The organism is Nitratireductor alexandrii (genome assembly GCF_004000215.1).
Classification (GTDB): Bacteria; Pseudomonadota; Alphaproteobacteria; order Rhizobiales; family Rhizobiaceae; genus Mangrovimarina; species Mangrovimarina alexandrii.
In genome coordinates, this window is the sequence record NZ_RBVY01000004.1 from 332,361 (window position 1) to 358,546 (window position 26,186).

At 66.0% G+C, this 26,186-nt stretch carries 25 protein-coding genes; 10 read left to right on the forward strand and 15 right to left on the reverse strand.

Translation table 11 applies throughout. The features are described 5' to 3' along the window. The first annotated feature begins 297 nt into the window (after window positions 1-297). From EP380_RS24090 to EP380_RS11160, 3 genes are all read left to right on the forward strand, one after another. A complete protein-coding gene (locus tag EP380_RS24090; RefSeq protein WP_476739142.1) occupies window positions 298-558 on the forward strand; it encodes a helix-turn-helix domain-containing protein in 261 nt (86 codons plus the stop codon). 133 nt (window positions 559-691) lie between these two features. Further along, the gene (locus EP380_RS11155; protein WP_199190387.1) at window positions 692-1,033 is read left to right on the forward strand and encodes an ArsR/SmtB family transcription factor; all 342 of its coding nucleotides are present in this window, start codon (window positions 692-694) and stop codon (window positions 1,031-1,033) included. Further along, window positions 1,030-1,968, forward strand: a complete 939-nt coding sequence (locus EP380_RS11160) for an SRPBCC family protein (protein ID WP_127598649.1) — start codon at window positions 1,030-1,032, stop codon at window positions 1,966-1,968. The genes EP380_RS11155 and EP380_RS11160 overlap by 4 nt, the downstream gene beginning before the upstream one ends. Before the next feature lie 93 nt (window positions 1,969-2,061). On the opposite strand, the gene EP380_RS11165 is transcribed toward EP380_RS11160, so the two are convergent. Then, window positions 2,062-2,946, reverse strand: a complete 885-nt coding sequence (locus tag EP380_RS11165; RefSeq protein WP_127598651.1) for a LysR substrate-binding domain-containing protein — start codon at window positions 2,944-2,946, stop codon at window positions 2,062-2,064. Between the two features lie 102 nt (window positions 2,947-3,048). On the opposite strand from EP380_RS11165, the gene EP380_RS11170 reads away from it, so the two are divergent. The 3 genes from EP380_RS11170 to EP380_RS11180 all read left to right on the forward strand — a co-directional run bounded on the left by EP380_RS11170 (window position 3,049) and on the right by EP380_RS11180 (window position 6,695). Then, window positions 3,049-4,605, forward strand: coding sequence for a trimethylamine methyltransferase family protein (locus EP380_RS11170; protein WP_127598653.1), 1,557 nt, complete (start codon window positions 3,049-3,051; stop codon window positions 4,603-4,605). A 13-nt stretch (window positions 4,606-4,618) separates the two neighbouring features. Next, window positions 4,619-5,710, forward strand: coding sequence for an aminomethyl transferase family protein (locus EP380_RS11175; RefSeq protein WP_127598655.1), 1,092 nt, complete (start codon window positions 4,619-4,621; stop codon window positions 5,708-5,710). A gap of 346 nt (window positions 5,711-6,056) precedes the next feature. After that, entirely contained in the window at window positions 6,057-6,695 is a 639-nt protein-coding gene (locus tag EP380_RS11180) for a glutathione S-transferase family protein (RefSeq protein ID WP_127598657.1), read from the forward strand. Window positions 6,696-6,776: 81 nt separating this feature from the next. On the opposite strand, the gene EP380_RS11185 is transcribed toward EP380_RS11180, so the two are convergent. The 10 genes from EP380_RS11185 to EP380_RS11230 form a co-directional block, all read right to left on the reverse strand. Then, complete coding sequence (locus EP380_RS11185; protein WP_127598659.1) at window positions 6,777-7,340, reverse strand: L,D-transpeptidase; 564 nt, start codon at window positions 7,338-7,340, stop codon at window positions 6,777-6,779. Window positions 7,341-7,396: 56 nt separating this feature from the next. Next, entirely contained in the window at window positions 7,397-7,693 is a 297-nt protein-coding gene (locus EP380_RS11190) for a hypothetical protein (protein ID WP_127598661.1), read from the reverse strand. Window positions 7,694-7,892: 199 nt separating this feature from the next. Then, window positions 7,893-8,969, reverse strand: coding sequence for a BMP family ABC transporter substrate-binding protein (locus EP380_RS11195; protein ID WP_106569931.1), 1,077 nt, complete (start codon window positions 8,967-8,969; stop codon window positions 7,893-7,895). Window positions 8,970-9,032: 63 nt separating this feature from the next. Further along, entirely contained in the window at window positions 9,033-10,007 is a 975-nt protein-coding gene (locus EP380_RS11200; protein ID WP_127598663.1) for an ABC transporter permease, read from the reverse strand. Further along, a complete protein-coding gene (locus EP380_RS11205) occupies window positions 9,994-11,112 on the reverse strand; it encodes an ABC transporter permease (RefSeq protein ID WP_106569313.1) in 1,119 nt (372 codons plus the stop codon). The genes EP380_RS11200 and EP380_RS11205 overlap by 14 nt, the downstream gene beginning before the upstream one ends. After that, the gene (locus EP380_RS11210) at window positions 11,112-12,689 is read right to left on the reverse strand and encodes an ABC transporter ATP-binding protein (protein WP_164749830.1); all 1,578 of its coding nucleotides are present in this window, start codon (window positions 12,687-12,689) and stop codon (window positions 11,112-11,114) included. The genes EP380_RS11205 and EP380_RS11210 overlap by 1 nt, the downstream gene beginning before the upstream one ends. Window positions 12,690-12,806: 117 nt before the next feature. Further along, the gene (locus tag EP380_RS11215; RefSeq protein ID WP_127598665.1) at window positions 12,807-13,784 is read right to left on the reverse strand and encodes a quinone oxidoreductase family protein; all 978 of its coding nucleotides are present in this window, start codon (window positions 13,782-13,784) and stop codon (window positions 12,807-12,809) included. Further along, entirely contained in the window at window positions 13,777-14,508 is a 732-nt protein-coding gene (gene pcsA, locus EP380_RS11220; RefSeq protein ID WP_164749831.1) for a phosphatidylcholine synthase, read from the reverse strand. Before pcsA ends, EP380_RS11215 begins: the two co-directional genes overlap by 8 nt. Continuing rightward, entirely contained in the window at window positions 14,505-15,119 is a 615-nt protein-coding gene (locus EP380_RS11225) for a DUF1326 domain-containing protein (RefSeq protein WP_127598822.1), read from the reverse strand. Before EP380_RS11225 ends, pcsA begins: the two co-directional genes overlap by 4 nt. An 11-nt stretch (window positions 15,120-15,130) precedes the next feature. Next, the gene (locus tag EP380_RS11230) at window positions 15,131-16,036 is read right to left on the reverse strand and encodes a DUF2182 domain-containing protein (protein ID WP_238719829.1); all 906 of its coding nucleotides are present in this window, start codon (window positions 16,034-16,036) and stop codon (window positions 15,131-15,133) included. 131 nt (window positions 16,037-16,167) lie between these two features. On the opposite strand from EP380_RS11230, the gene EP380_RS11235 reads away from it, so the two are divergent. After that, window positions 16,168-17,400 (forward strand): UbiH/UbiF family hydroxylase, encoded by a 1,233-nt coding sequence (locus EP380_RS11235; protein WP_127598669.1) that lies wholly within the window; start codon window positions 16,168-16,170, stop codon window positions 17,398-17,400. Here EP380_RS11235 and EP380_RS11240 read toward each other — a convergent pair. Beyond that, window positions 17,349-18,317: an AEC family transporter gene (locus EP380_RS11240; RefSeq protein WP_106569309.1), complete on the reverse strand. Its 969-nt coding sequence runs from the start codon at window positions 18,315-18,317 to the stop codon at window positions 17,349-17,351. The genes EP380_RS11235 and EP380_RS11240 overlap by 52 nt on opposite strands. Window positions 18,318-18,436: 119 nt before the next feature. On the opposite strand from EP380_RS11240, the gene hspQ reads away from it, so the two are divergent. Beyond that, complete coding sequence (gene hspQ / locus EP380_RS11245; RefSeq protein ID WP_106569308.1) at window positions 18,437-18,769, forward strand: heat shock protein HspQ; 333 nt, start codon at window positions 18,437-18,439, stop codon at window positions 18,767-18,769. A 136-nt stretch (window positions 18,770-18,905) separates the two neighbouring features. Here hspQ and EP380_RS11250 read toward each other — a convergent pair whose 3' ends face one another. Beyond that, window positions 18,906-19,544, reverse strand: coding sequence for an invasion associated locus B family protein (locus EP380_RS11250; protein WP_106569307.1), 639 nt, complete (start codon window positions 19,542-19,544; stop codon window positions 18,906-18,908). Window positions 19,545-19,790: 246 nt separating this feature from the next. Between EP380_RS11250 and EP380_RS11255 the strand changes: the two genes are divergently transcribed. Together EP380_RS11255 and EP380_RS11260 are read left to right on the forward strand one after the other, a co-directional pair. Next, entirely contained in the window at window positions 19,791-21,596 is a 1,806-nt protein-coding gene (locus EP380_RS11255; RefSeq protein ID WP_127598671.1) for an extracellular solute-binding protein, read from the forward strand. A gap of 19 nt (window positions 21,597-21,615) precedes the next feature. Continuing rightward, entirely contained in the window at window positions 21,616-22,296 is a 681-nt protein-coding gene (locus EP380_RS11260; RefSeq protein WP_127598673.1) for a DsbA family oxidoreductase, read from the forward strand. 24 nt (window positions 22,297-22,320) lie between these two features. Here the strand turns inward: EP380_RS11260 and mfd are convergent, their stop codons facing one another. Both mfd and EP380_RS11270 read right to left on the reverse strand, forming a co-directional pair. Continuing rightward, on the reverse strand, window positions 22,321-25,821 hold the full coding sequence (gene mfd, locus EP380_RS11265; protein ID WP_106569304.1) for a transcription-repair coupling factor: 3,501 nt from the start codon (window positions 25,819-25,821) through the stop codon (window positions 22,321-22,323). Between the two features lie 10 nt (window positions 25,822-25,831). Beyond that, entirely contained in the window at window positions 25,832-26,122 is a 291-nt protein-coding gene (locus EP380_RS11270; protein WP_106569927.1) for an FAD assembly factor SdhE, read from the reverse strand. Window positions 26,123-26,186: the final 64 nt, after the last annotated feature.

Here is a 26,186-nt window from a genome sequence, read left to right on the forward strand (position 1 = left end):
GGCTATCGCGCGCTCCACATCGCGCCCCGGCTTGTCGCGGAGGCCAGCGGGCTGGGCCCGCTGCCCTTCGTCGCCAGCCCCGTCCTGACCGATGCCGGGCTGATCGAGGCGATCGGCGCCCTGATCGAGGCGCGGGCCGATGCACCATCGGACATCGCCCTTGTCAGCGCGCTCGCCGATCTCACCGCCGCTCTGGAGCGCCTCGCCGGCCGGCCGCGGCGCCGGACGCCCATCGCCCACGAGACGCTGCGTCGCATCAAGGCGCAACTCGACGACACGCCCCGCCGCGCCGTCTCGATGTCGGAACTTGAGGCCACATACGGTCTCAGCCGCTTTGCGATCGCGCGGCAGTTCCGCCGGTGCTACGGCATAAGCCCGATGCGCTATGGTCTGATGCGGCGGCTCGATGTGGCGAAACGGCGGATCCTTGCGGGCGAAAGCCTGGCCGATGCGGCGCTTGGCGCCGGGTTCAGCGACCAGAGCCACATGACGCGGCACTTCCTGCGGGCGTTCGGCATGACACCCGGACGCTGGCAGGCGCTCCACGAGAGCCGGTGAGCCCAGGGCCTCTGCCCGGTTGGCCGGCCTGCACCACGGCCGGCAGCGAGGTTCCAGCCCGTCGCCATGAAAAAACTTAGCTAATCGACAAAGTGTTCGTTGTGCGCCGAAGCAATCGATGATAGTTAGCATCATGGCTAAGCATCATCAGGAACTCTCGCTGCTCTTCCATGCGCTGAGCGATCCGACCCGTCGATCGATCCTGACCCGACTGGCCGAAGGGCCCGCCCGGGTCACGGATTTGTCCGAGCCCACGGGCCTGCGCCTGCCCACGGTGATGCGGCACATTTCGGTGCTCGAGGAGGCCGGACTGATCACCACCGCCAAGGACGGGCGGATACGCACCTGCGCCATCGTGCCGGAAGCGCTCGACCCGGTTCGCTCCTGGCTCGACCAGCAGCGGGCCATGTGGGAAGCCCGGCTCGACCGGCTGGAGGCATTTGCGATCAAGGCAATGAAGGACCGTACGCAATGACATCGAAACCGAACCCTCACAGCATGATCCCAGCGCGCGATCCCCTGCCGGGCCGCTTCGCGACACTCACTTTCGAGCGGGACGTGGCCGCGCCCTTGTCCGTGCTGTGGCAGGCCTGGACGGCCCCGGCGGCGCGGGCGATCCGGGCCGCCCCCACGTCCGCCGTCACCGTGGAATTCCTGGAAGCCGACACCCGGGTGGGCGGACGCGAAGTTTCGCTGTGCAAGGTCGCGGGCGAGCCCGACATACGCTGTGAATGCGGCTGGCTGGATCTGGAGCCGGCGGTGCGCAGCGTGAACTACGAGGTGATCTCCTCACGCGGCGTGACGCAATCGGTGGCTTTGGTGACGGCCGATTTTTCCGGCACCGACGAGGGCAGCCGTGTGGTCGTGACCGTGCAGCTTTCCGCCCTCGCAGAGGATATCGAAGCGGGGTACCGGCAGGGTTTCGATGCGGCCCTTGCCAATCTCGACGGCGTGGCCGGGCGCACCATGGTGCTGCAGCGCACGATCGAGGCGCCGCGAGCCGTCGTCTGGAACAGCTGGATGCACCCCGATGCGCTGCCGCAATGGTGGGGTCCGGACGGGTTTTCCTGCCGCACGCGGAGGATCGATCTGCGAACCGGCGGCGACTGGGTTTTTGACATGATCGCGCCGGATGGAACGGTTTTTCCCAACCATCATCGTTATGGCGAGGTGCGACCGGAGGAAAGGATCGGCTACACACTGTTGTGGGGCGAGAACGGGCCGAAACACGCCGACGCCTGGGTCGCGTTCGAAGACCAGGACGGGGCGACCGCGGTGACCCTCGGCATGGTGTTCTCCACCGAGGCGGAATTTCAGCAAGCAAAAGGCTTCGGCGCCATCGAACTTGGCCTGCAGACGCTGGGCAAGCTGGAGCGCTTCATCGCGTCCCGACCGGGCACTGCGGCCTAGCACATACGATCGGGGTTCTCTTCCCGGAGCAGCGGCGGGACGTCGGTTCCTCCCTTCCGAACCGCCGGCCGCGGGCCGGAACGCCGGTTCGGCTCAGGTCGGCGAACCCTGTTTGGCGGCCTCCCGCAACCAGCCGGCCAATGAGGCGACATCCGGATTGGCGAGGCTGCCGGGCGGAAAAGCCAGATAATATCCGTACTCCTCGAGCATGTGCGGCGACAGGCGCTGCAACAGTCCCGCGGCCAATTCGGCCTCGACGAAGCGATCGAACAGGGCGATGCCCTGGCCGTCGATGACGGCCTGAACACGCACGTTCGGATCGCGTATCGTCAACGTCGTCGCCCTGTCGTCAAGCGAAAGCCCGGCAACCGCAAACCAGTCCCGCCAGGCGCGGCTGTCGTCGCGGTCGTGCAGAAGCGGCAACCGCGTCAGCACGCGCGCCGGCTCGTCGGCGCCGAGCGCGTCCAGAACCTTTGGCGCCACCGCCGGGAAGGCGGGACACGAAAACAGGCGCTCGCTGGCCATGTCGGTCCATTCCCCCCTGCCCCAGCGAATGGCAATGTCGATCCCGTCGCGCTGGAGATGGTGGAGGTCGATCGTCGGCTGGAGACGCAGGCGGATCGCCGGATGGGTGTGCAGGAAATCCATCAGCCTGGACGACAGCCATCGCGACGCCAGATAGGTCGACAGGCCGAGCGTCACCGAGCGACGTCCGTCGGCGCGCAGGCCATCTATCTGCCGGTCGATGGCGCCGAAGGCCACGCGCGCCACGTCGAACAACGCCTCCCCCTTTTCCGTGAGCATGACGCCACGCGGCATACGTTCAAAGACTTTAAACCCGAGCTGATCTTCCAGCGTGCGCAATTGATGGCTGACCGCGCCCTTGGTCAGACCCAGATCGGCGGCAGCGGATGTAAAAGAGCCTTCGATCGCCACCGTGACGAAGGTGCGCAGCGCGTCGTAGTGCCTGAACCGCATGGAACGAGTTTAACTTCATTAGACGGTCGGTGAAAAGAACTGGTTTGCGCGACGGCACGTTGCGGTCAACTCTGCAGCCCGACCGATCAGGGCGCAAACACCATGGCAGCAGACGCGATCGCCACTCCCCACGCCGCACCGCGGGCCGACCGCCGCACCCGGCGGCAACCAAGAAACGGCGGCGAGGCCGTGTTGGAATGCGGTGCCGCGCTGCGGCGCATTCCGGCCTACGCGTTGCTCGACGACGACGCGCTTGCCGCCATCGAGGAACAGGCGGACTGGATCCTGTCGGAAATCGGCATCGAGTTTCGCGGCGACGAGGAGGCGCTGACGCTGTTTCGCCGGGCCGGCGCCACGGTGAACGATGCCCGGGTGCGTTTCGATCCCGGCCACACGCGCGCCCTGTGCGCCACGGCGCCGCGCATCTTCACTCTCACCGGGCGCGACCCGAAAAACAGCCTGGTGCTGGGCGGCGACCATCTGGTGTTCATGCCCGGCTACGGCTCGCCATTCGTCAGCGACCTCGACCGCGGACGCCGTTACGCCGAGCTCGAAGACTTTCGCAACTTCGTCAGACTGACCTTCATGTCGCCTTATCTGCACCATTCCGGCGGCACGGTCTGCGAACCGACGGACATTCCGGTCAACAAGCGTCACCTCGACATGGTCGCGGCGCATCTGACGCTTTCGACCAAGCCGTTCATGGGCAGTGTCACCGCGCCCGAAAGGGCCGCCGATTCCATCGCCATGGCCAGAATCGCGTTCGGCGCGGAGTTCATGGCGCAGAACGCCGTCATCCAGGCCAATATCAACGTCAATTCGCCGCTGGTCTTTGACGATACCATGTCCGGGGCGCTGCGCGCCTATGCGGCAGCCGGCCAGAGCGTGGCGGTGTCGCCGGCGATTTTCGGCGGCGCCATGGGGCCTGTCAGCCCGGCGGCGGTGGCTGCCCAGACGCTTGCGGAAGGCATGGCGGGCATCGCGCTCGCCCAGCTTGTGCGCCCCGGCTGCTCGTGCGTTCTCGGCAGTTTTCACTCGACGATGAACCTGAAGTCCGGCGCGCTGACCTTCGGCAGCCCGGAAGCCGGCCTCGCCACGCTGGCCCTCGGCCAGCTCGGCCGCCGCCTCGGCGTGCCGGTGCGCTCGGGCGGCGGCCAGATCACGGCCGCCAACGCACCCGACGGCCAGGCCATGGCCGACAGCGCCAGCGCGATGTGGGCCACCGTGCTCTCCGGCGCCAACATGGTCTGGCATGCGGCGGGCTGGCTCGAGGGCGGGCTGACCATGTCCTACGAAAAGTTCGTGATGGATCTCGATCAGTGCGGCGCGATGCTGCGGCTGATCCGGGGCTTTGCCACCGACGCCGAGGCGATGGGGCGCGACGCCTATCGCGAGACCGGGCCCGGACAGAATTTTCTGTCGACAAGCCACACGCTGCGCCACTTCCGAACCGCCAACCACCAGCCCGATATTCCCGAAGCCGGGCCTTACGAAACCTGGGTCGAGGCCGGACGACCGGACCTGGCGCAGCGCGCGAACCGGCGCTGGAAAGACATGCTCGCCGCCTACGAGGCCCCGCCCATGGATCCCGGCGCCGCCGAAGCGCTGGCCGATTTCGTCACACGCCGCAAGGCTGAAATGCCCGATGCCTGGTATTGAGGAGTGACCCGCAATGACCGATCCCCTGAGCCGCACCTCCGCCCTCGCCGACCGCCACAGAGCGCTCGGCTCCGGTCTGGAGGACTGGAACGGCATGGGCACCGCGTGGAGTTACGCGACCGATCCCAACGACGAGCACGACGCGGTGCGCGAAAAGGTCGGCATGTTCGACATGTCGCCGCTGAAGAAGATTTTGGTGCGCGGCCCCGACGCGATGGCGAGCCTCAATCACCTGACGACACGCGACCTGACCAGGTTGGCGCCGGGCCAGGCAGCCTATCTGTCGGTGCTGACGGAAAAGGGCACGATGGCCGACGACGCGATCGTCTACAATCTCGGCGAGGACGAGTGGATGATCGTGCACGGCTCTGGCGACACGTCGGCGCTGCTGGACGCCTCCGCGAAAGGGCGCGACGTGACGGCCGTCTTCACCGACGCGCTGCACAACATCTCGGTGCAGGGACCGCTTTCGGCAACGCTGCTGCAAGCGGCCGGGGCCGACGACATCGCCTCCTTGGCTTATTTCCATCACCGCGCCTGCGAGCTGTTCGGATGCTCCATCCGCATTTCGCGCACCGGCTATTCCGGCGAGCGCGGTTACGAGCTGTTCGTCGACGAAGCCGATGCCGGCGCGGTCTGGGACGGGCTGGCGGCGGCCGGCGCGATGCCGTGTTCCTTCAGCGCGCTCGACATTTTGCGGATCGAGGCCGGATTGCTGTTTTACGGCTACGACATGAACGACACCCACACCCCATGGGAGGTCGGCCTGGGCTTTACCGTCAGCCGCAAGAAACCGGCTTTTCGCGGCCGATCCGCCCTGTTTGCGGCCGAAGGCAGAGAGGCGCTTCGCAATGTCGGCCTGCGCGTCGACATGGCCGAGGCCGCACCGGGCGGCGCACAACTCTATCAGGACGAGCGCCCGGTCGGCGTCGTCAACAGCCCCTGCTGGTCGCGCCGTCTCGGCCAGTCGCTCGCGCTCGCCCATGTCACGCCCGACATTGCCACAGGCGGGAGGCTTACTCTTCGCGGCGACGGGGTGGAGGCCAGCGCGACGGTCATTGCCCTGCCCCTTCACGATCCACAAAAATCGCGCACGCGCGGCTAGAGCCGGTCCTCGTGAGACGGGAAGGACTTGAGGCGCGCCCGCCTGCCCCTTGACCGCCACGGGCCGCGCATCGAAGGTTTCAACGACGGGACCGGTTGACACACGGTCGCTTACACGTTGATATCAACTCATATCAAACCGTCGACCGGGCTTCGTCGCCGCCGCAATCGCAACGCCGCGCGGAAGCGACAAAGACGCGGACCAGGCGGCGCAGAGTATCCGACGCGGCATTGAAAACGCGAAACCGGCGCCGGCCAGCGTCGTCATCGGACCGGAAACCGGCCCGCCCCGCCATGACGGCGCCGTTTGCGGCGTCGCCTCCCACGCCCGAGAATGGAGTTGCCGAATGGCCGACCTGGTCCTGACCACCTTCGATTGGGTTCCCGAAACGCCGCGCGGATATGTACGCGACCTGCGCTTGCGCTGGGCTTTGGAGGAAGCTGGCCTGCCCTATCGCGTCGACAGCACGCCGTTTCGCGAGCGCAAGCCCGCGCATTTTGACCACCAGCCCTTCGGCCAGGTGCCGTGGCTGACCGACGGAGATCTGTCGATCTTCGAGAGCGGCGCGATCCTGCATCACCTGGGCATGCGCAGCGAGAGAGTGTTGCCGACCGACCCGCACGGTCGCAACGAAGCGATAAAATGGCTGTTCGCCGCGCTCAATTCCGTCGAGGCGGCGAGCCTGCCCTGGTCGATATTCGTATTTTCCGGCTTGACCGGCGACACGCCGGGCTGGAAACGGCTGGACGAATTTCTCGAATCGCGCCTCCAGCACGTGGAGCCGGTCCTGGCGGCTCGCGAATGGCTGGCCGGAGATTTTTCCGTCGCCGACATCGCCATGGCCGACGTGCTGCGCCTCGTCGACCGGTTCGACAGGCTGGAAAACCATCCGGCCTGCCGCGCCTATGTCGCGCGCGCCACGACGCGCCCGGCCTTTGTCAGGGCGCATGCCGACCAGATGGCGCATTTTTCGGCGGCGGACTGATCGCGGCGAAACCGACTGCGGCCACAGATCTCGTCCCGCGCCGGCGCCCCGAGATCGGGCCGTCCGGCGCGTGACCCGACCTTACCGCACCACCACCCGCGCGCCGACCGGCACGCGCTGATAGAGATCAATCACGTGCGCGTTGATCATGCGGATGCAGCCGTTCGACACCGAACGGCCGATCGAGCCGGGCTGGTTGGTGCCGTGGATGCGATAAAGCGTGTCGCGCTGGCCGCGATAGAGATAAAGCGCCCGCGCGCCGAGCGGATTGCCGGGTCCGCCCGGCACCCCACCGGCGAAACGCGCATATTTGCCCGGTTCGCGGCGGATCATGTTCTTGGTCGGGGTCCAGCGGGGCCATTCCGCCTTGCGCCCGACCGTCGCTTCGCCGCGAAAGGCGAGTCCGGCCCGGCCGACACCGACGCCATAGCGGCGCGCGCGCCCGCCGGGCAGTTGCAGGTAGAGATAATAATTGCGCGGATCGACCACGATCGTGCCGGGCGCGTAACCGGAGAAGGAAACCGTTTGCGGCGCGAACCGCGGCTCCAGCGATATCTTGTTTGCGTTCGGATGCCCCCAAGCGGACGAAACCGGAACGAACAGGCCGGCGCACGCGCCGAGCAGGAAACTGCGTCTTGAAAACATGAAACAACCTCGATCGATGATGAACCTGACGCCGCTCGGACGTCGTTGCGGTCCATTCAGATCGGAGGTCGATCGCGCCGCCGTGCCAGTTGGCGAGGCACGTCAGCGCCGCGCCCAGGCAGAAATCTGTCCCCCCGCACCGGCGCCACCGCGCCGGTGGCGTCGAAAAGCCCCTTGCAGTCGAGTGCGCAATGACCGGCGGCATCGATCGTATCGCCGCTTGCGGCGTCACAACAGTCCAGCCCCGCGGTCTCGGCCGCGACGCCGTCATCGCCGATGCCGGTCGCCGAAACCGGGCCATGCGGCGGCACGGTCGCCACCGCGAACATCAACGCCAGGATCCAGGTCGCCACCAGCCTCATGCAAAATTGGTACGTCAGCGCAGGCGGCAAATCCAGCCCCGTCCCGAACACGGGGCGCGCCCTTGCATTGCACCGGGCCGCCCGCCTGTCACGGCGTTCCCGACAGCCGCGTCTCAGGAGCCATATGTCGGTCGAACGAAAAAGGGGCACCCTGCGGGCGCCCCTTTCGAATGCGTCGGCAAGGCCGATCTTACTGCGGCAGCTTGTCGTCAACGCCCTTGACGTAGAAATTCATGCCCAGAAGCACGCCTTCCTCGGCAACTTCGCCCTCCTTCAGCCATTCGCTGCCGTCCTGCTTCATGATCGGCCCGGTGAACGGGTCGAATTCGCCGGATTTGATCTTGGCCTCGGTCTCCTCGGCCGCCTTTTTCACCTCATCGGGCATGTTGGCGTAGGGAGCCATGACGACATGGCCCTCGGCCATGCCGTGCCAGACGTCGTGCTGCTCCCAGGTGCCGTCCATCACCGCCTTGACGCGCTCGATGTAATAGGGCGCCCAGTCGTCGATGATCGAGGTCAGCTGCGTCTCGGGGCCGAACTTGATCATGTCCGACGCCTGACCGAAGGCCTTGATGCCGCGCTCTGCGGCGACCTGCATCGGCGCGGTGGAATCGGTGTGCTGGGTGATGATGTCGACACCCTGGTCGATCAGTACCTTGGCCGCGTCGGCCTCCTTGCCCGGATCGAACCAGGTATTGGCCCACACCACCTTGACCTTGAAGTCGGGATTGACCGACTGCGCGCCGAGCACGAAGGCGTTGATGCCCATCACCACTTCCGGGATCGGGAAGGAGGCGATGTAACCGGCCACACCTTCCTTGGACAGGCTGGCGGCGATCACGCCCTGGACGTAGCGACCCTCGTGGAACTTGGAATTGTAGGTCGCGACATTGGGATGCTCGCGCTTGAAGCCCGTGGCGTGCTCGAACTTCACGTCCGGAAACTTGGCCGCCACCTTGTTGGTGGCGTCCATGTAGCCGAACGAGGTGGTGAAGACGATGTCGCAGCCGGACCGCGCGAAACGCTCGATGGCGCGTTCGGCATCGGCGCCCTCCGGCACGCTTTCCAGATAGGCGATCTCGACCTTGTCCTCGCCGCCGAGATTCTCCTGCATCTCGAGCACGCCCTGATGATGCTGATACGACCAACCGAAATCGCCGATCGGACCGACATAGATGAAACAGGCCTTGGTCTTGTCCTGGGCCATGGCGCCGGTGGCGACGAGCATCGCCGCCGAAGCCGTCAGTGCAAGCAGTACTCTTCTCATCACTGGATACCTCTCTGTTGAGTCCTCTGGAGGACGTTTCCGCCTAGTTGCCGTTTTCGGGTGTCAGCGGTCCGGCACGAAGGGTCTGCCCAATGAAGCCGGTGTGTTCATCATCGTCAATCGCCTGTTGCGCGAGATTAGGACGAGCACGACCACCGTGGCCAGATAGGGCAACGCGGACAAAAACTGCGACGGGATCGACTTGACCAGTTCGGCCAGCCAGTAGAGCGGGGCCGGCCAGGAGGCCAGGTCGCTCAGATTGGTCGCCTGAATATGGAGCTGGGCGATGGTTATGGCGCCGAACAGATAGGCGCCGGCAAGCACCCGCCACGGTCGCCAGGAGGCGAACACCACCAGCGCCAGTGCGATCCAGCCGCGTCCGGCGGTCATGTTCTCGATCCATTGCGTTGTATAGACCAGCGAAAGCTGCGCCCCGGCGAGCCCCGCGCAGGCGCCGCCGAACATGACCGCCAGATAGCGGATCGCCACCACCTTGATGCCGAGCGCGTGCGCGGAGGAATGGCTGTCGCCGACCGAGCGCAGGGTCAGTCCGGCGCGGGTGCGGAACAGGAACCACATCACCCCGCCGGTCAGAAGCAGCGAGATGTAGAACATCGGATCCTGGCCGAACAGGAGCCGGCCGACCAGCGGCAGATCCGACAGAACCGGAATGTCGAGCGCGCCGAGCTTCACGCCCGGCTGGCCGACAAAGGCCTCGCCGATCATGCCCGACAGGCCGATGCCCAGCAGGGTCAGGGCCAGCCCGGTCGCCACCTGGTTGGTGACCAGGGTGAGCGCCAGAAAGCCGAACAGCAGCGAAAACAGCGTGCCGGCGAGCGCCCCGGCCAGGATGCCCAGCCAAGGCTGGCCGGTGGTGAGCGCCATGCCGAAGCCGGCGACCGCCCCCATCAGCATCATGCCCTCCACCCCCAGGTTGAGGACGCCAGAGCGCTCCACGACGAGTTCACCGATCGCAGCCAATAGCAGCGGCGTGGCCGCCGTGGCGATCGTCAGCAAAATGGCTTCAGTGATGCCCATGAGCGGCCTCCGTAGCGAGCGGTTTTGCGGCCGTCGCCGGCGCGGGGCGAACGAGGCGGACCCGATAGTGGATCAGCGTGTCGCAGGCGAGCACGAAGAACAACAACATGCCCTGGAAGGCGCGCACCGTCTTGTCGGTCACGCCGATTTCGATCTGCGCCGCCTCGCCGCCGAGATAAGACAAGGCCAGCACGAACCCGGCCGCGACGATGCCAAGCGGGTTCAACCGTCCCAGAAAGGCGACGATGATCGCGGCAAAACCGTAGCCGGGCGATATTTGCGGCTGCAGACGGCCGATCGCCCCGGAGACCTCGGTGATGCCGGCGAGACCGGCGAGCGCGCCCGACACCAGAAAGGCGAAGACAATGGTGCGGGCGGTCGAGAACCCGCCGAAGGCCCCGGCGCGCGGGCTCTGGCCGACCACCTTGACCTCGAACCCCTTCAGTGTGCGCGCCAGCATGAACCAGACCGCGAACGCGGCAACGAGCGCGAACACGATCCCCCAATTGGCGCGGCCCGAGGCCGGCAGCAATTCGGGCAGCACCGCCCAGGAATGGAAGGCCGGCGCCTGGGGAAAGCTCATCGCGGCCGGATCGCGCCAGGGACCCCTGACCAGCCAGTCCAGGACGAGCTGGGCGACATAGACCAGCATCAGCGAGGTCAGGATCTCGTTGGTGTTGAAACGCGCCTTCAACAGGGCCGGGATCGCGGCGTAGAGCGCGCCGCCGGCGGCGCCGAACGCCAGCATCAGCGGCAGCACGGCCACGTTGTGCATGTCGGGAAAATAGAGCGGCAGCGCCGCGCCGGTGATCGCGCCGATGGTGAACTGGCCTTCCGCGCCGATGTTCCAGTTGTTGGACAAAAAGCACACGCACAGCCCGACCGCGATCAGGATCAGCGGCGCCGCCTTGATGGCCAGTTCATGCAGCGACCAGATCTCGGTGAGCGGCTGGACGAAATAGGCATAAAGCCCGGTGACCGGGTTCTTGCCGAGCGCCAGGAAGATGATCGCGCCTGCGATCACCATCAAGGCGAAGGCGATGAACGGCGACAGCGCCGAAAACAGCACCGATTGCTGCGGTCGCTTGACGAGTTCGACCCGCATCACGCCACCTCCATCCGCTGCTCGTGCGGCACGTGACCGGGCTCCGCGCCACCCATCAAAAGGCCGATCTTTTCGAACGTCGCGTCCGCGATCGGGATCGGCTTGGACAATTCGCCGTTATGCATGACCGCGATCGCATCGGAAATCTCGAACAGCTCATCGAGATCCTGGCTGATGACCAGCACCGCCGAACCGGCCCGCGCCAATTCGATCAAGGCCTGGCGGATATGCGCCGCCGCCCCCGCATCCACACCCCAGGTCGGCTGGTTGACGATCATCACCGCCGGCTTGCGGTCGAGCTCGCGCCCGATGATGAATTTTTGCAGGTTGCCGCCCGACAGCGCCGAAGCGGCCGGGTCCTCGGCGCTCTTGCGCACGTCCATCATCTCGTTGATGCGCCGCGCCGCCGTCGCCAGCGCACCGGTCAGCACCGTGCCGGCGCTGCCCAGAAAGGCTTTGTCGTCGGTGGCGTGCCGGGACAGAAGCAGGTTTTCCGACAAGGTCATCGCCGGCGCCGCGCCGTGGCCGAGTCGCTCCTCGGGCACGAAAGCGGCCCCCGTCAGCCTGCGCCCGGAGATGCCCATCAGGCCGACATTTTCGCCGCGGATGCTCACCGTGTCAGCGCGCGCCTGGGTCGCCTCGCCGGAGATCGCCTCGAAGAACTCGCCCTGGCCGTTGCCGGCCACGCCGGCGATGCCGATCACCTCACCCGCCCGCACCGACAGCGAGACGTCGCGCAACGGGATCGAAAACGGTGTCGCCGGCGCCCGGTCGAGATGGTCGACCTCAAGCAGGACGGCGGCCGCTTCGGCGCCCTTGGCCGGCTCGCGGACGATCTCGTGAACCTCCGAGCCCACCATCATCCGCGCCAGCGAGGCGGCCGTCTCCTGTTGCGGATCGCAATGGCCGACCACCTTGCCGTGCCGCAGCACGGTGGCGCGGTCGCACATGCGTTTCACTTCCTCCAGACGGTGGGAGATATAGAGGATCGACTTGCCCTCGCCGCGCAGCCGCTCCAGGGTCTCGAACAGCCGGTCGGCCTCCTGCGGCGTCAGCACCGAGGTCGGCTCGTCGAGGATGATCAGGTCCGGCGTCTGCAGCAGGCAGCGAATGATTTCGATGCGCTGGCGCTCGCCCACAGACAGATCGCCCACCAGCGCATAGGGATCGAGCGGCAGACCATAGCTGTGCGACAGCGCCTGGGCCTTGGCCGCGATGGTGGAAATCGGCGTGTCGGAGGCCAGCGACAGAGCGATGTTTTCGGCCGCCGTCAGCGCCTCGAACAGCGAAAAATGCTGGAAGACCATGCCGATGCCGAGTTGGCGCGCGGCGTTCGGGCTGGTGATGCGCACCGGCTTTCCCCGCCACAGGATCTCGCCCGCATTCGGTTCCAGCGAGCCGAACAGCATTTTCACCAGCGTCGATTTGCCGGCACCGTTTTCGCCGAGAAGCGCGTGGATTTCACCTTTCGAGATCGTCAGGTCGACGCCGTCGCAAGCGCGCAGGGTCCCGAATATCTTGGTGAGACCGCGGACGTCGAGAAGGGCTTCGCCCAGCCGAGCGTGATCACCCGTCACAAGAATTCCCCTTAATGTGTTCTTTTGTTCCCGGCTTCGATCGTAGGCGCGCCTTTCGCCTCACGCAAAGTGTTTTGCGCCTTGAAAGTGCTTCAACAATTCAAGCGCAATCCAAAATCACGGCAGCAGAATACTTGTGCCCGTCGTCTTGCGACCTTCAAGGTCGGCATGCGCCTTGGCCGCGTCTTCCAGGGCATAGCGTTGATTGATCTCGATTTTTACCGCACCGCTGGCCACGACCGAAAACAGGTTGGCTGCCGCCGATTCAAGGTTCGCGCGCTCGGCGACGTAGGTGAACAAGGTCGGCCGGGTCGCAAACAATGATCCCTTTTGTGAAAGTATCGCGAGGTTAAACGGGGGAATCGGGCCCGACGACTGGCCGAAACTGACGAACATGCCCATCGGCCGCAGGCAATCGAGCGAGGCGGGAAACGTGTCCTTGCCGACCGAATCATAGACCACGTCGCACATGCGCCCGCCGGTGATTTCCCTCACCCGCTCGACGAAATCCTCCCTGGTATAGTCGATGACGTGGTCGTAGCCGTGCGCGCGCGCCAGCGCGATCTTTTCCGGCGTGCTCGCCGTGCCGATCACCGTCGCGCCCAGATGCTTGGCCCACTGGCCGACGATCAGGCCGACGCCGCCTGCCGCGGCGTGATAAAGAATGGTGTCGCCCGGCTTCACCTTGAAGGTCCGGCACAACAGATATTCCGCCGTCATGCCCTTCAGCATCATCGCAGCCGCCTGCTCGTCGGAGATCGCCTCCGGCGTCCTGACCAGCCGGTCGGCCGCGATCAGGCGCTCCTCGGCATAGGCGCCCAGCGTACCGGCATAGGCAACCCGGTCGCCCGGCCGCAAATCCTCCACGCCCGCGCCGACGGCGACGACTTCGCCCGCCCCCTCGTTGCCCGGCGTGAACGGCAGACCGTTCGGTGCGGGATAAAGCCCGGTGCGAAAATAAACGTCGATGAAGTTCAGGCCCACGGCATGGTTGCGCACCCGCACCTCGCCCTTGCCGGGTTCGGCCGCGGCAACATCCTCGTAGGACAAGACCTCCGGCCCGCCATGGGCGTGGACCACGATCGCTTTAGGCATTTTCGATTTCCCTTGCGCCGAGTTTTGGAAAAAGCTGCATGACGCCGCCGACGAAGAACAGATAGATGCCGGTGGCCGCGATGCCGGCCTGGACCCAGAACTGGGCCTGCATGGCCTGCAGAAGCGCCACGGCGCCGAAAAAACACCAGGCCAGGAACACCGGCAGATTGATCTGCCGCAGCCGCTTCACCCGCACGGGGTGAAGGAAATTCATCGGCACGAAGGTCAGGACGCCGGAAATCACCACGACCGCGAAGGAAACCCATTCGCCCGGCTCGGTCACGAACAGCGTGAACACGATCATGTTCCAGACCACCGGAAATCCCTTGAAGAAGTTCTCCTTGGTCTTGATGCCGGTATCGGCGTAATAAATCGCGCTCGAAACCACGATGATTGCCGCCGACAGGAAGGACAGGCCCTCGCCCATGAAACCGCGCTGGTAAAGCGCGAAGGCCGGGATCAGCACGTAGGTGACATAGTCGATGATGTTGTCGAGCATGTCGCCGGACCAGGTCGGCAAGATCTCCTTGACCTGAAGCTTGCGGGCGATCGGCCCGTCAATGCCGTCGACCAAAAGCGCCAGGCCGAGCCACCAGAACATGGCCGTCCAGCGCTGCTCGCTGGCCGCCACCAGCGACAAGAAGGCCAAGAACGAGCCCGACGCCGTCAACAGGTGGACGGAAAAGGCACGCGCTTGCGGCCAGGTAATCTTCTTTTTCTTCACGGGCCGCGCCAATCGAGCTTGCACACTTCGGCCGAGCGGCCGACGAAATTCCAGTTGCGGCCAAAGGCGCGCATACGGCTCTTGTCCGAGCGGGCGACGGTGATCTCGGGCGCGATCCAATATTCGGAATTGGAGATGACGGTGTCGGTGTCGCGATCCTTGCCGCGGATCGGCGTGACCGCCCCGTCGATAATGTCGGGAATCTGGAAGAGGCGCGTCTTGTTCTCGATGGCGTAGCTGATCGGCGCGCGCTCAATACCGAGGAAATTGCCGACCAGGATCGACAGCAGCGCCGTCGTGCCACCGGCTTTGCCGGAAAAGATCTTGCCGAACGCCTTTTGCGCGTAGATCGAGGCGCGCTCGTCGACGAACAGCCCCGCCGTCCAGTTGCCGCGGCTCATATAGCCGGGAATCTCCATCACCAGGCCGAGATTGAGACCCGACAGGTCGACATCGCCGAAATGGCCGGCGTCGATTCGGAAACCGGCCCAGGTCTGGCAATAGCCTTCCGTCGGCGGATGATAGCCGAGCGACAGCACGCACGGACAAAACACCGTGCAGTTGCACGACAGCACCAGTTCGCCTTTCAAGGTCCAGCTTCGATCCGCCATCGGCCTTGCCGTCATACTCCGCTTTCCATCGACACTACAAGCAGGGCTCCCGCCCAGACAAGCAGTATCGCACCCGAAACATGCTGGAATTTCCGGCCTGTCGCCTGTTTTTCAACAAGCGCGAAAACCGCCAGCAACGCCATCCAGAACGGGTTCATGATGCCGACGGCAAACATCACCAGCATCAGCGCCCAGCAGCAGCCGAGGCACCACACGCCCTGGGCGAGGCCGAGGCGAAAGATCGCTGCCGGCCGGTCGCTCCAACGCGCAAACAGCGTGGAGAAGGGATCGCGGCAACGGGTGAGACAGGCATCCTTGAGGCCGGAGAACTGGTAAAATCCCGCGATCGCCAGCGCGCCGGCCCCGGCGGCACCGCGCGCGGGCGCGAGCCCGGCCTGCGGCGACAGGAACGACACGATTGCGGTCAAGCCCGCGAACGCCAGGCAGGCCACCAGCCAAACGGCGAGATAGCCGGCAAGCAACACGATGGGATGGACCACCGGCTTCGTCCCCGCGCGTGCCGTGTCGGCGATCTCGCAATAGGTGCGCATCATCGGCGCGGCCGACGGCAGCATCATCGCGAGCGACATCAAAAACCACATCGCCGCCAGCGCGAAAAACCGTCCCGCCCGCCCGGCGCCCGCCTCCACTGGCTGGGCGCATAATTGCACGAACCAGGCAAGACCGGCTGGCCACTCGACGCGCGGCAGCCAGCCCAGCAAAGCCGCCCCCGGACCGACCGCATCCGGCGCGGAGACCCGCGCCAGTTCGATCGCCATCATGCCGAGCACGGCCCAGGAGGTGGCGATCAGCAGCACCAGCGCGGCATAGACGGCCGCCCTCGGCCGGCCGGCCAGCGCCGCGACGGCGCGGCCGGCGCCGTCGAGATGGGAGAAATCGTCGGTGCGGTCCGGCAAAACAGCGCTCCCTGGGGCATTCGGTCCGATTGATCGCAGGCGCGGCTCTGCCATATAGGATGGGTCGACGTCGCACCAGACGCATGCCGTCGCCGCGGCGCCGACGCGGCGGAAACCAAGGAGTCCCGGCCATGGACAGGCAAAGCTCGACACCGATCCTCGTCGCCGGCACCGGTCCGGTCGGGCTGATCGCCGCGCTGGCGCTGGCGCGGGCCGGCTTCGGCGTGCAGCTCGTGGGACCGCCTGCGCGCGAGGACGACCGGCGCACGACCGCGCTGATGGTGCCGTCGCTGGACTTTCTCGGCGGGCTGGGCGCCGGCGAGCGGCTGCGCGAGGACGCGGCGCCGCTGAAGACGATGCGCATTGTCGACGCCACCGGGCGCCTGGTGCGAGGTCGTCCCGTCACCTTCCGCGCCTCCGAGATCGGCGAGGAGGCGTTCGGCTACAACATCCCCAACACCGTGCTCAACCTCGAATTGACGGCGGCGGTCGCGGCCGAGGACGGCATTGATTGGATCGACGCGCTGGTCGACACGTGGCGCCCCGGGCCGGACACCATCACCGCCCTGCTCGACAATGGCGCCAGCCTCGAAGCCCGGCTTGCCGTCGCCGCCGACGGCCGCAATTCCGCGGCGCGCCAGGCGGCCGGTATCCGCGCTCTGCGGCATCGCTATCAACAGGCCGCGCTGGTGCTGAATTTTGCCCACGGCCGCGACCATGCGTTCACGTCGACCGAGTTCCACACCGAAACCGGGCCCTTCACCCAGGTTCCCCTGCCCGGCCGCCGCTCGAGCCTGGTATGGGTGGTACGCCCGCAAGAAGCTGAGCGGCTCTCGGCGCTTCCCGACGCCGAGATTGCCGCCCTGATCGAGGACAAGATGCAGTCGATGCTCGGCCGCGTCACCGTCGAGCCGGGCCGCCAGGTCTACCCGCTCTCGGCCGCCCTGCCCGCGCGCTTCGCCGACAACCGCATCGCGCTGGTGGGCGAAGCCGCACATGTGTTTCCGCCGATCGGCGCCCAGGGGCTCAATCTGGGCATTCGCGACGTGCGCGACCTGATCGCGGTGGCCGGCGCGCACGCCGGCGATCCCGGTTCCCGCCAGGCGCTGGCGCGCTATTCGGCCCGGCGCCGGCCCGACATCGCCGCGCGCACGGCGGCGGTCAACGCGCTCAACGCCTCGTTGCTGTCGGCGTTCCTGCCCGCCCAGATCGCACGCACGGCCGGCCTCGGCCTGCTGTCGGCGATCGCGCCGCTGCGCGCCTTCTTCATGCGCGAGGGCATGGAGCCGGGCAGCGGCTTTTCGCGGCTCTTTCAGCCGCCCGGAAACAGGTCCGGCGGCAGCAGGCCGGATTTGACCAGATAAAGAAGCCCGGTCACGGTGGCGACGGACAGGATGGTGGTGATCAAGACGCTGGCCGAGGCCCGCTCGACCCAGACCCCGTATTGCTGGGCGATGACGAACACGTTGGTGGCCGTCGGCAGGCCGGCAAGCAGCACCGCCGTCCACACCCAGACCGGGTCGAAATCGCCGACGGCGCTCAAGACCAGGTAGCACACCAGCGGGTGCAGGACGAGTTTCAGGACGGCGATCGGGGCGAGCTCGCGCGGCACCCGTTTCAGCGGTCGCAGGGCGAGCGTGACGCCCATGGCAAACAGCGCGCAAGGCGCGGCCGCGCGCGCCAGCATCTCCAGCAACCGCGCCACCGGCGCCGGCGGCGCGAAGGAGAGTGCCGCCGCCGCCACCCCGACCGCCGTGGCGATGATGAAGGGATGCAGCGCGATCCGGCGCACGACATCGAGCGCCACCGCGCCGGGACGGCGACGATCGTCGCCGGCAAGCGCCATCATCATCGGCGTGATGGCGAAATGCATGATGTTTTCGAAACAGAAGATCAGCGCGACGGGAACAGCCGCCTGCTCGCCGAAGGCCAGCAGCGCGATGCCCGGCCCCATATAGCCGATATTGCCGTAGGCGGCGGCCAGGCCCTTGACCGTGCTTGCCGCGATCTCGCCGCGCGACACGATCACCGACACCACGAACATCAGCGCGAACACGACATAGGTGGAAAACACCGCCGCGAAGATGAAGCTCCACTCGGTGAGTTTTTCGATCGGCGTGCGGCTCAAAAGCTGGAAGAACAGAGCCGGCAGCGCGACATAGATGATGAAAATGTTCATCCAGCCGAGCGCGTCGAGTGGCTGGCTTACGACGCGGGCGACGAAATAGCCGAGGAAGATCAGGCCGAAGAAGGGAAGAACGAGGCCGAGTATGTCTGCCATCAGCGCGCGGTCCGGTCACAAGCCTTGGCCGCTAATGGCTCCTCGCCGCCGCGTCAACCCGCCGCGCTATTGAACTGACGCCGTTGCTGCGCCAAATAGGGGCCAGGGCGGTATTTTTGATGACTGACGTAAAAAAAGCGAAATTTCAGATCGGCCAGGTGGTCAGCCACCGGATTTTTCCGTTCCGGGGCGTGATCTTCGACGTCGATCCCGAATTCGACAACACCGAGGAGTGGTACCAGGCGATCCCGGAGGATATCCGGCCGTCGAAAGACCAGCCCTTCTACCATCTGCTGGCCGAAAACGAAGAAACCGAATACATCGCCTACGTATCGGAGCAAAACCTGGTGCCCGACACGTCGGGCGAGCCTGTACGCCATCCCCAGATCGGTGAACTGTTCGACAAGACTCCGGACGGGCGCTACGAGCCGAAAGCGGCCGCGCTGCACTGAGCCGGACGGCCGCAGATCGGCCGGCATCCAACAAAACACTCCCGAACAAGCATGAAAAAGGCGGGCATGAAAAAAGCGGGGTCAGGCCCCGCTTTTTCCGTCGCCGCCGTCAAAGCGGCCTGTTCGCTAAGCCGGCCTATTCGCTGGCCTTCGCCTTTTCCTGCTCTTCCTTGAGCTTCTTGGCGAAATCCTCGTTGTTCTTGGACACGAAGTCCTGCAGCTTCTTCTGCCGCTCTTCGATATCGGACTGCTGCAGCGGCGGCCCGTCGAAAGCGTCGGTGAAGCCCTGCAGCGATACCTTGATCGGGTTCGGCTTGTTCTGGAAATTCACCGAAGTCAGCGTGAGTTCGCCGCCTTTCTTGAAGGAAGCGACGATCGAGTCGGTCAGCGGCACCTCGGCCACGCAGCGATCCGGCAAGCAGACCGCGTAGTTGACCTTCTGCGCCTTGCCGCCGTCGACCTGAAGGCCCACGCCCGGCGCCATCAGGCGGCCGGTCGGCACCGTCACCTGAAATACGTTGCGGTTCACCTTGCCCTTGATCTCGATCAGGCTGACACCGGTGATGAGCTGGCCGGAATCGGCCAGAACGATGTTCTGCACATTGCAGATATCGACGTCTTCCTGCTTGGAGCAGGCCTTGAACCAGCCGCGCGGAATCTGCGGCTGCTGCTGCGCCTGCTGGGCGAAGGCCGGGATGGCGTTGGCAGCGAGGAAACCCGCCGCCGCGACCGCCAGCACTGCCGTGCGTCTCGCGCTGGTGCGGTTCATCTTCATTCTGTCGTGATCCTTTCGAGTGTTCCGGTTCCGGCTCGTCCCGCGCTACCTGTTCGCCAAATGCGGCGACAGGATGGCTTTGCGCCCCGGACGGCCATTGCGCATTTCTGCGCCGTGTTACACCGCCGCCGTCCGCGAATCCAGTCATTCGCACCCTTTTCGTGGTGATTTGCCGCGATACGGACATGGAAGGCGGACATGCTAGGGTCGACGCGAATCGATCCCTTGTCATCACGCCGGAACGCCATGAAACGTCTTTTCCATCTGTCGATCGGCCTCGCCGCCGGCCTCGCCGCCGCCGTTCTGCCCGCCGTCGCAGAACCGCGCCATGCCATCGCCATGCACGGCGATCCCGCCCTGCCGGCCGATTTCCAGCATTTTTCCTACGTCGATCCGGACGCGCCCAAGGGCGGCACGGTCAACTATGCGGTGCAGGGCTCGTTCGACAGCCTCAACCCATTCATCATCCAGGGCTCGGCGGCACGCGGCACGCTCGACCTGGAATTCGGCTACAACGTCTTCGAAAGCCTGATGCAGCGCTCCTACGACGAACCGTTCACGCTTTACCCGCTGATCGCCGAATCGGTCGAGACCGACGCCGAGCGCACCTTCGTGGAATTCAGGCTCGACGCGCGGGCGCGGTTTTCAGACGGCGAGCCGGTAACGGCCGACGACGTCATCTTCACCTTCAAGCTGCTGCGCGACAAGGGTTTTCCGCGCTATAAGCGCACCGTCGACAAGATCGCGACAATGGAGAAGCGCGACGAGCGCACGGTGCGTTTCGTCTTCGGCGAAGGCGACCGCGAGCTGCCGCTGATCATCGGCCTGATGCCGGTCCTGCCCGAACACGCCACCGACGCTGACACTTTCGACAAATCGACGCTGAAACCGATGATCGGCTCAGGCCCCTACACGATGGGAACGGTCAGACCGGGCGAATTGCTGGTGCTCGACCGCAACCCCGACTACTGGGCCAGGGACATTCCCTCCAAGCGCGGCTTCGACAATTACGACCAGATCCGCATCAATTATTTCCGCGACGACAACGCGCTGTTCGAGGCCTTCAAGAAGGGGCTGATCGACGTCCACGTCGAAAACAACTCCAACCGCTGGACCGGCGAGTACGACTTTCCCGCCGTGACGGAAGGCGACATCGTCAAGGACAGTTTCGACAGCGGCCTGCCGTCGGGCATGTACGGGTTCGTCATGAACACGCGCCGCGATGTCTTCGCCGATCAAAAGCTGAGGGCGGCGCTGGCCGGACTGTTCGATTTCGAATGGGCCAACCGCAATCTGTTTTCCGGCGCCTACAAACGCACCAAAAGCTATTTCGACGGTTCCGAACTGTCGTCCAGCGGCACCCCCGCTACCGATGCCGAAAAGGCGCTGCTCGCCCCCTTCCCCGACGCCGTTCGCCCCGAGATCATGGCGGGCAACTGGGCGCCGCCGGTATCGGACGGAAGCGGGCGCGACCGCGCCTTCCTGCGCCGCGGCTTCGACGCGCTCAAGGCGGCCGGCTACGCAATGCGCGACGGCACGCTGGTGACCCCCGACGGGGCGCCGGTCACCTTCGAGATCATGCTCAAGGCCAAGGGCGGCCAGGAACTGGCGCTTGCCTGGCAGCGCACGCTCGCCCGGCTGGGCATCAAAGCGGAGCTGCGCTCCGTCGACGCCGCGCAATACCAGCAGCGGCTCTTGACCCATGACTATGACGTCATCCTGCACCGCTACCCCTCCTCGCTGTCGCCCGGCGTCGAGCAGATCGGCCGCTGGGGCTCGGCCTCGCGCGACGCGCAGGGGTCATGGAATTTCGCCGGCGCCGCCGATCCCGCCATCGACGCCATGATCGACGCCCTGCTCAACGCGCGCGAGCGCGACGCCTTCATCGACGCCGTCCGCGCCTATGACCGGGTGCTTTTGAGCGGGTTTTACGTCGTGCCGCTCTACCATCGGAACGACAAATGGGTGGCGCGTTGGAAACGGATCCGCCATCCCGACACCGCACCGCTCTATGGCTACCAGTTGCAAAGCTGGTGGAGCGCCCCAAAATAAGGGCAAACAGGAGACCGTCATGAGCGAACCCCAAACGGTCCAGGTCGACGTCGTCTCCGACGTCGTGTGCCCCTGGTGCTATATCGGAAAGAAACGGCTCGAGCGGGCTTTGCAAGCGGTCGGCGACATTGAGGTCGAACTGCGCTGGCGTCCCTATCAGCTCGACCCGACCATTCCCGCCGAAGGCCACGACCGCAAGGCCTATATGCTGGCCAAGTTCGGCAGCCGCGAAAAGCTGGCCGAGGCCCATGACGCGGTCAAGGCCGCCGGCGCCGACGAAGGCATCGCTTTCGACCTCGGCGCGATCGCCGTCTCTCCCAACACGCTCGACGCCCACAGACTGATCCGTTGGGCCCAGACGGTCGGCGCCGAGGCCCAGACCCGGCTGGTCGGCCTGCTGTTCAAAGCCTATTTCGAGGACGGCAAGGATATCGGCGAGCGCACCGTTCTGATCGAGGCGGCAACCGAGGCCGGCATGGACGCCGCGCTTGCCGAGACCCTGCTTGCCACCGACGCCGACCGCGACGCGGTGCGCAGCGAGATCGACACCGCCCAGAACATGGGGATTCGCGGCGTGCCCTGCTTCCTGATTGAGAACAAATACGCCGTCATGGGCGCGCAGGATCCGGCCACGCTGGCCGACGCGATCCGCCAGGTGGCGGCGATGAAGGCGCGCGGCGAGCTGGAAGCCGCGTCATAAGCACACCCGCGTCCGGTTCGGCGCTCAGGCGGCCGCCTTGTCGGCCAGCCGCGACAACTGCGTCATCACCACGGCCGCACCCGCCAGCCGCTTTTCGGCCGTCGGCCAGTCGCGCGACAAAACCACGGAATGGTCGGAGCGGATTTTGGCCAGCGATCCCTGCTCGGCGATGAACCGCACCAGCCCGGCCGGATCGGCGAATTCGTTGTCGCGGAACTGCACGACCACGCCCTTCGGCCCGGCATCGAGCTTGGCCACGTTGGCACGCCGGCACAGCGCCTTGATGTAGACGATCTTCAACAAATGCTGCACCTCGACCGGCAGCGGCCCGAACCGGTCGATCAGCTCGGCCCCGAACGCGTCGATCTCCTCGGTCGTTTCCAGTTCGGCCAGCCGCCGGTAGAGCGCCAGACGAAGCTGCAGATCGGGCACGTAGTCTTCGGGGATCATCACCGCGGTGCCGACCGTGATCTGCGGCGACCAGCCGGTGTCGACCGTCTCGCCAGCGCCGCGCAGTTCGGCCACCGCCTCCTCCAGCATCTGCTGATAGAGCTCGAAGCCGACCTCCTTGATGTGGCCCGACTGCTCCTCGCCCAAAAGATTGCCGGCGCCGCGAATGTCGAGATCGTGGCTGGCGAGCTGGAACCCCGCGCCCAGCGTGTCGAGCGACTGCAGCACTTTCAGCCGCCGGTCGGCATTGGCCGTCAGCGTGCGGTTGGCCGGCAGGGTCAGCAGCGCGTAGGCGCGTACCTTGGAGCGGCCGACCCGGCCGCGCAGCTGGTAGAGCTGGGCCAGTCCGAACATGTCGGCCCGGTGCACGATCAGCGTGTTGGCGGTCGGAATATCGAGGCCCGATTCCACGATCGTGGTCGACAACAGCACGTCGTACTTGCCGTCGTAAAACGCGTTCATGATGTCGTCGAGCTGGCCGGGAGGCAATTGGCCATGCGCGGTCGCCACCTTCAGTTCCGGCACCGATTCGCGCAGGAAATCAGCGATTTCGGCGAGATCGCTGATCCGCGGCACGACATAAAAACTCTGCCCGCCGCGATAGCGCTCGCGCAGCAGCGTCTCGCGCACCACAAGCGGATCGAAGGGCGAGATGAAGGTGCGCACCGCCATCCGGTCGACCGGCGGCGTGGCGATCAGCGACAGTTCGCGCACCCCCGTCAGCGCGAGCTGCAGCGTGCGCGGGATCGGGGTTGCCGACAGGGTCAGCACATGCACGTCGGATTTCAGGTCCTTGAGCCGCTCCTTGTGCTTGACGCCGAAATGCTGTTCCTCGTCGATGATCAACAGGCCGAGATGCTTGAAATGCACCGACGCGCCGAGCAGCGCATGGGTGCCCACCACGATATCGACCGTGCCGTCTGCCAACCCCTTCTTGGTCTCGGCAAGCTCCTTGGCGCCGACCAGGCGCGAGGCCTGGCGCAGCCGGATCGGCAGACCGCTGAATCGTTCCGAAAACGTCTTGAAGTGCTGTCGCGCCAAAAGCGTGGTCGGCACCACCACGGCGACCTGGAACCCTTCCATGGCCGCCAGGAACGCGGCGCGCAGCGCGACCTCGGTCTTGCCGAAACCGACATCGCCGCACACCAGCCGGTCCATCGGCCGTCCGGCGGCGAGGTCGTCCATCACCGCGTCGATGGCGTTTTGCTGGTCCTCGGTCTCCTCGTAGGGGAAACGGGCGGCGAACTCGCCGTAAAGCCCGTCGGGCGGGCGGACCGCCGGCGCGCCGCGCATCTCGCGCTCGGCAGCGATCCGGATCAACTGGCCGGCCATCTCCAGCAATTTCTTCTTCAGCTTGGCCTTGCGCGCCTGCCAGTTGCCGCCGCCCAGACGGTCGAGCGGCGTGTCGGCCGCGTCCGAGCCGTAGCGCGACAGGAGATCGATATTCTCGACCGGCAGAAACAGCCGGCCGTCGCCGGCATAGTGGATTTCCAGGCAGTCGTGCGGCGCCCCCGCCGCTTCGATCGTCTTCAAACCGACAAAACGGCCGATACCGTGATCGGCGTGCACGACGATGTCGCCCGACGAGATCGCCGACAATTCGGTGATGAAATCGGCATTGCGCTTGCGTTTCGAGCGACGCACCAGCCGATCGCCGAGAATGTCCTGTTCGCAGACCAGCGCAAACCCCTCGGCCTCGAACCCGGTCTCGATCGGCAGCACCGCCGCTCCCGCCTCGCCGACCGCCAGCCGGTCGGCCTCGGCAAGGTTCTTGACCCGGGTCAGACCGCCGAGCCCGTGCTCGGCCAGGATCTGACCGAGCCGGTCGAGCGAGCCTTCCGTCCAGCCGGCGACCAGCACGCGCCGGCCGGCGCTCCTGAGACCGGCTATATGGCGAACCGCGTGATCGAACACATTGGCCGAGGGATCGGCGCGTTCGGCGGCAAAACTCCGCCCGGCCTTGGAATGGGCGTTGACGATCCGGCGGCCGGCCGATTCGGGCGTGTCGAACGGGGTCAGGTCGCAGACCAGGCGTTCGGCCCCCGCCGCCGCAACCTCCTCGGCCGTCAGATAGAGCAAATCCGGCGGCGCGGGTTTGTAAGGGGTCGAATCGGCGAGCCCGCCGCCGGCGGACTGGCTGCGACGGGCCTCGTAGTGGTCGTCGATCACGCCGCGGCGCTCGGCAAGCGCGTCATGGGCGAGCGCGTCGAACACCACCGGCCCCGCGGGCACGTAATCGAACACCGTTTCCAGCCGGTCGTAGAAATAGGCCAGCCAGTGCTCCATGCCGGCGAAACGCCTGCCTTCGCTGATCGCGGCATAAAGCGCGTCGTCGCGCGAAGGCGCGCCGAAAGCCTCGATATAGGTGCGGCGAAAGCGGCTGATCGCCTCCGGCGTCAGCGTAACCTCGCTCGCCGGCTGCAAGACCATCTCGGCCCGCTGGCTGGTTGTGCGTTGCGTGGCGGGATCGAAAGCGCGAACCGATTCCAGCGTGTCGCCGAAGAAATCGAGCCTGAGCGGCTCGGGCGCGCCGGGGGCGTAGAGATCGACGATGCCGCCGCGCACCGCGTATTCGGCCACGTCGCGCACCGTGCCGACGCGCTCGAAGCCGCTGGTCTGCAGCCGTTCGATCAGCGCCTGCATGTCGACCTGATTGCCGGGCCTGGCCGAAAAAAGCTGCGCCTCCAGCATCTCGGCCGGCGGAATGCGTTGCAGGACCGCATTGACGGTGGCCAGGATCACCGCCCGGTGCGGCGCCTTCTTCAGCGCGATCATCGCCGCGAGCGCATCGAGACGGCGCGCGGCCGCGTCCGCGCCCGGCGACACCCGGTCATAGGGCAGGCAGTCCCAGGCCGGCAGCTCCAGCACCGGCAGGTCGGGCGCGGCGAAGGCGAGCGCGTCGCGGATCGCGGGCAGGCGCTGGCCGTCGCGGGCGATGAACAGAAGCGGCCGGTCGGACGCCGCTTCCGAGACGATGCGCGAAAGCACGAAGGCCTCGAAACCGTCGGCGACGCCGGCGACGGTCACCTTGCCGGCATAGTCCGGCTTCAGGCCGAATGTGGGAAGCAACGTCATGGTGTCCGTGTTATCCAAACGGCATGACCCGGCAAAACGCCTGGATCCTGCGAAACAAGTCGGTATCGTGGGCGGAAGGAACCGGCACCTCGCCGGTGAGCCATTTGAACAGCTCCGCATCGGGCACTTCGAGCAGATCCTCGAACAGATCGAGATCCGCCGCCGGCAGCGCGTCCAGCCGCGCATCGGCATAGGTCCCCAGCAAAAGGTCCATCTCGCGCATGCCGCGGTGCCAGGCGCGAAACCGTGCCTTGCGCCGGCGGATGTGGAGTGGTCCGGTGCTTCTCTTCGATCCGCTCATCGCCTGCAATTCCCTTCGCGGGCGCATATATCGTGGAACAATGCCGGTGTCAGCCTTGCGCACG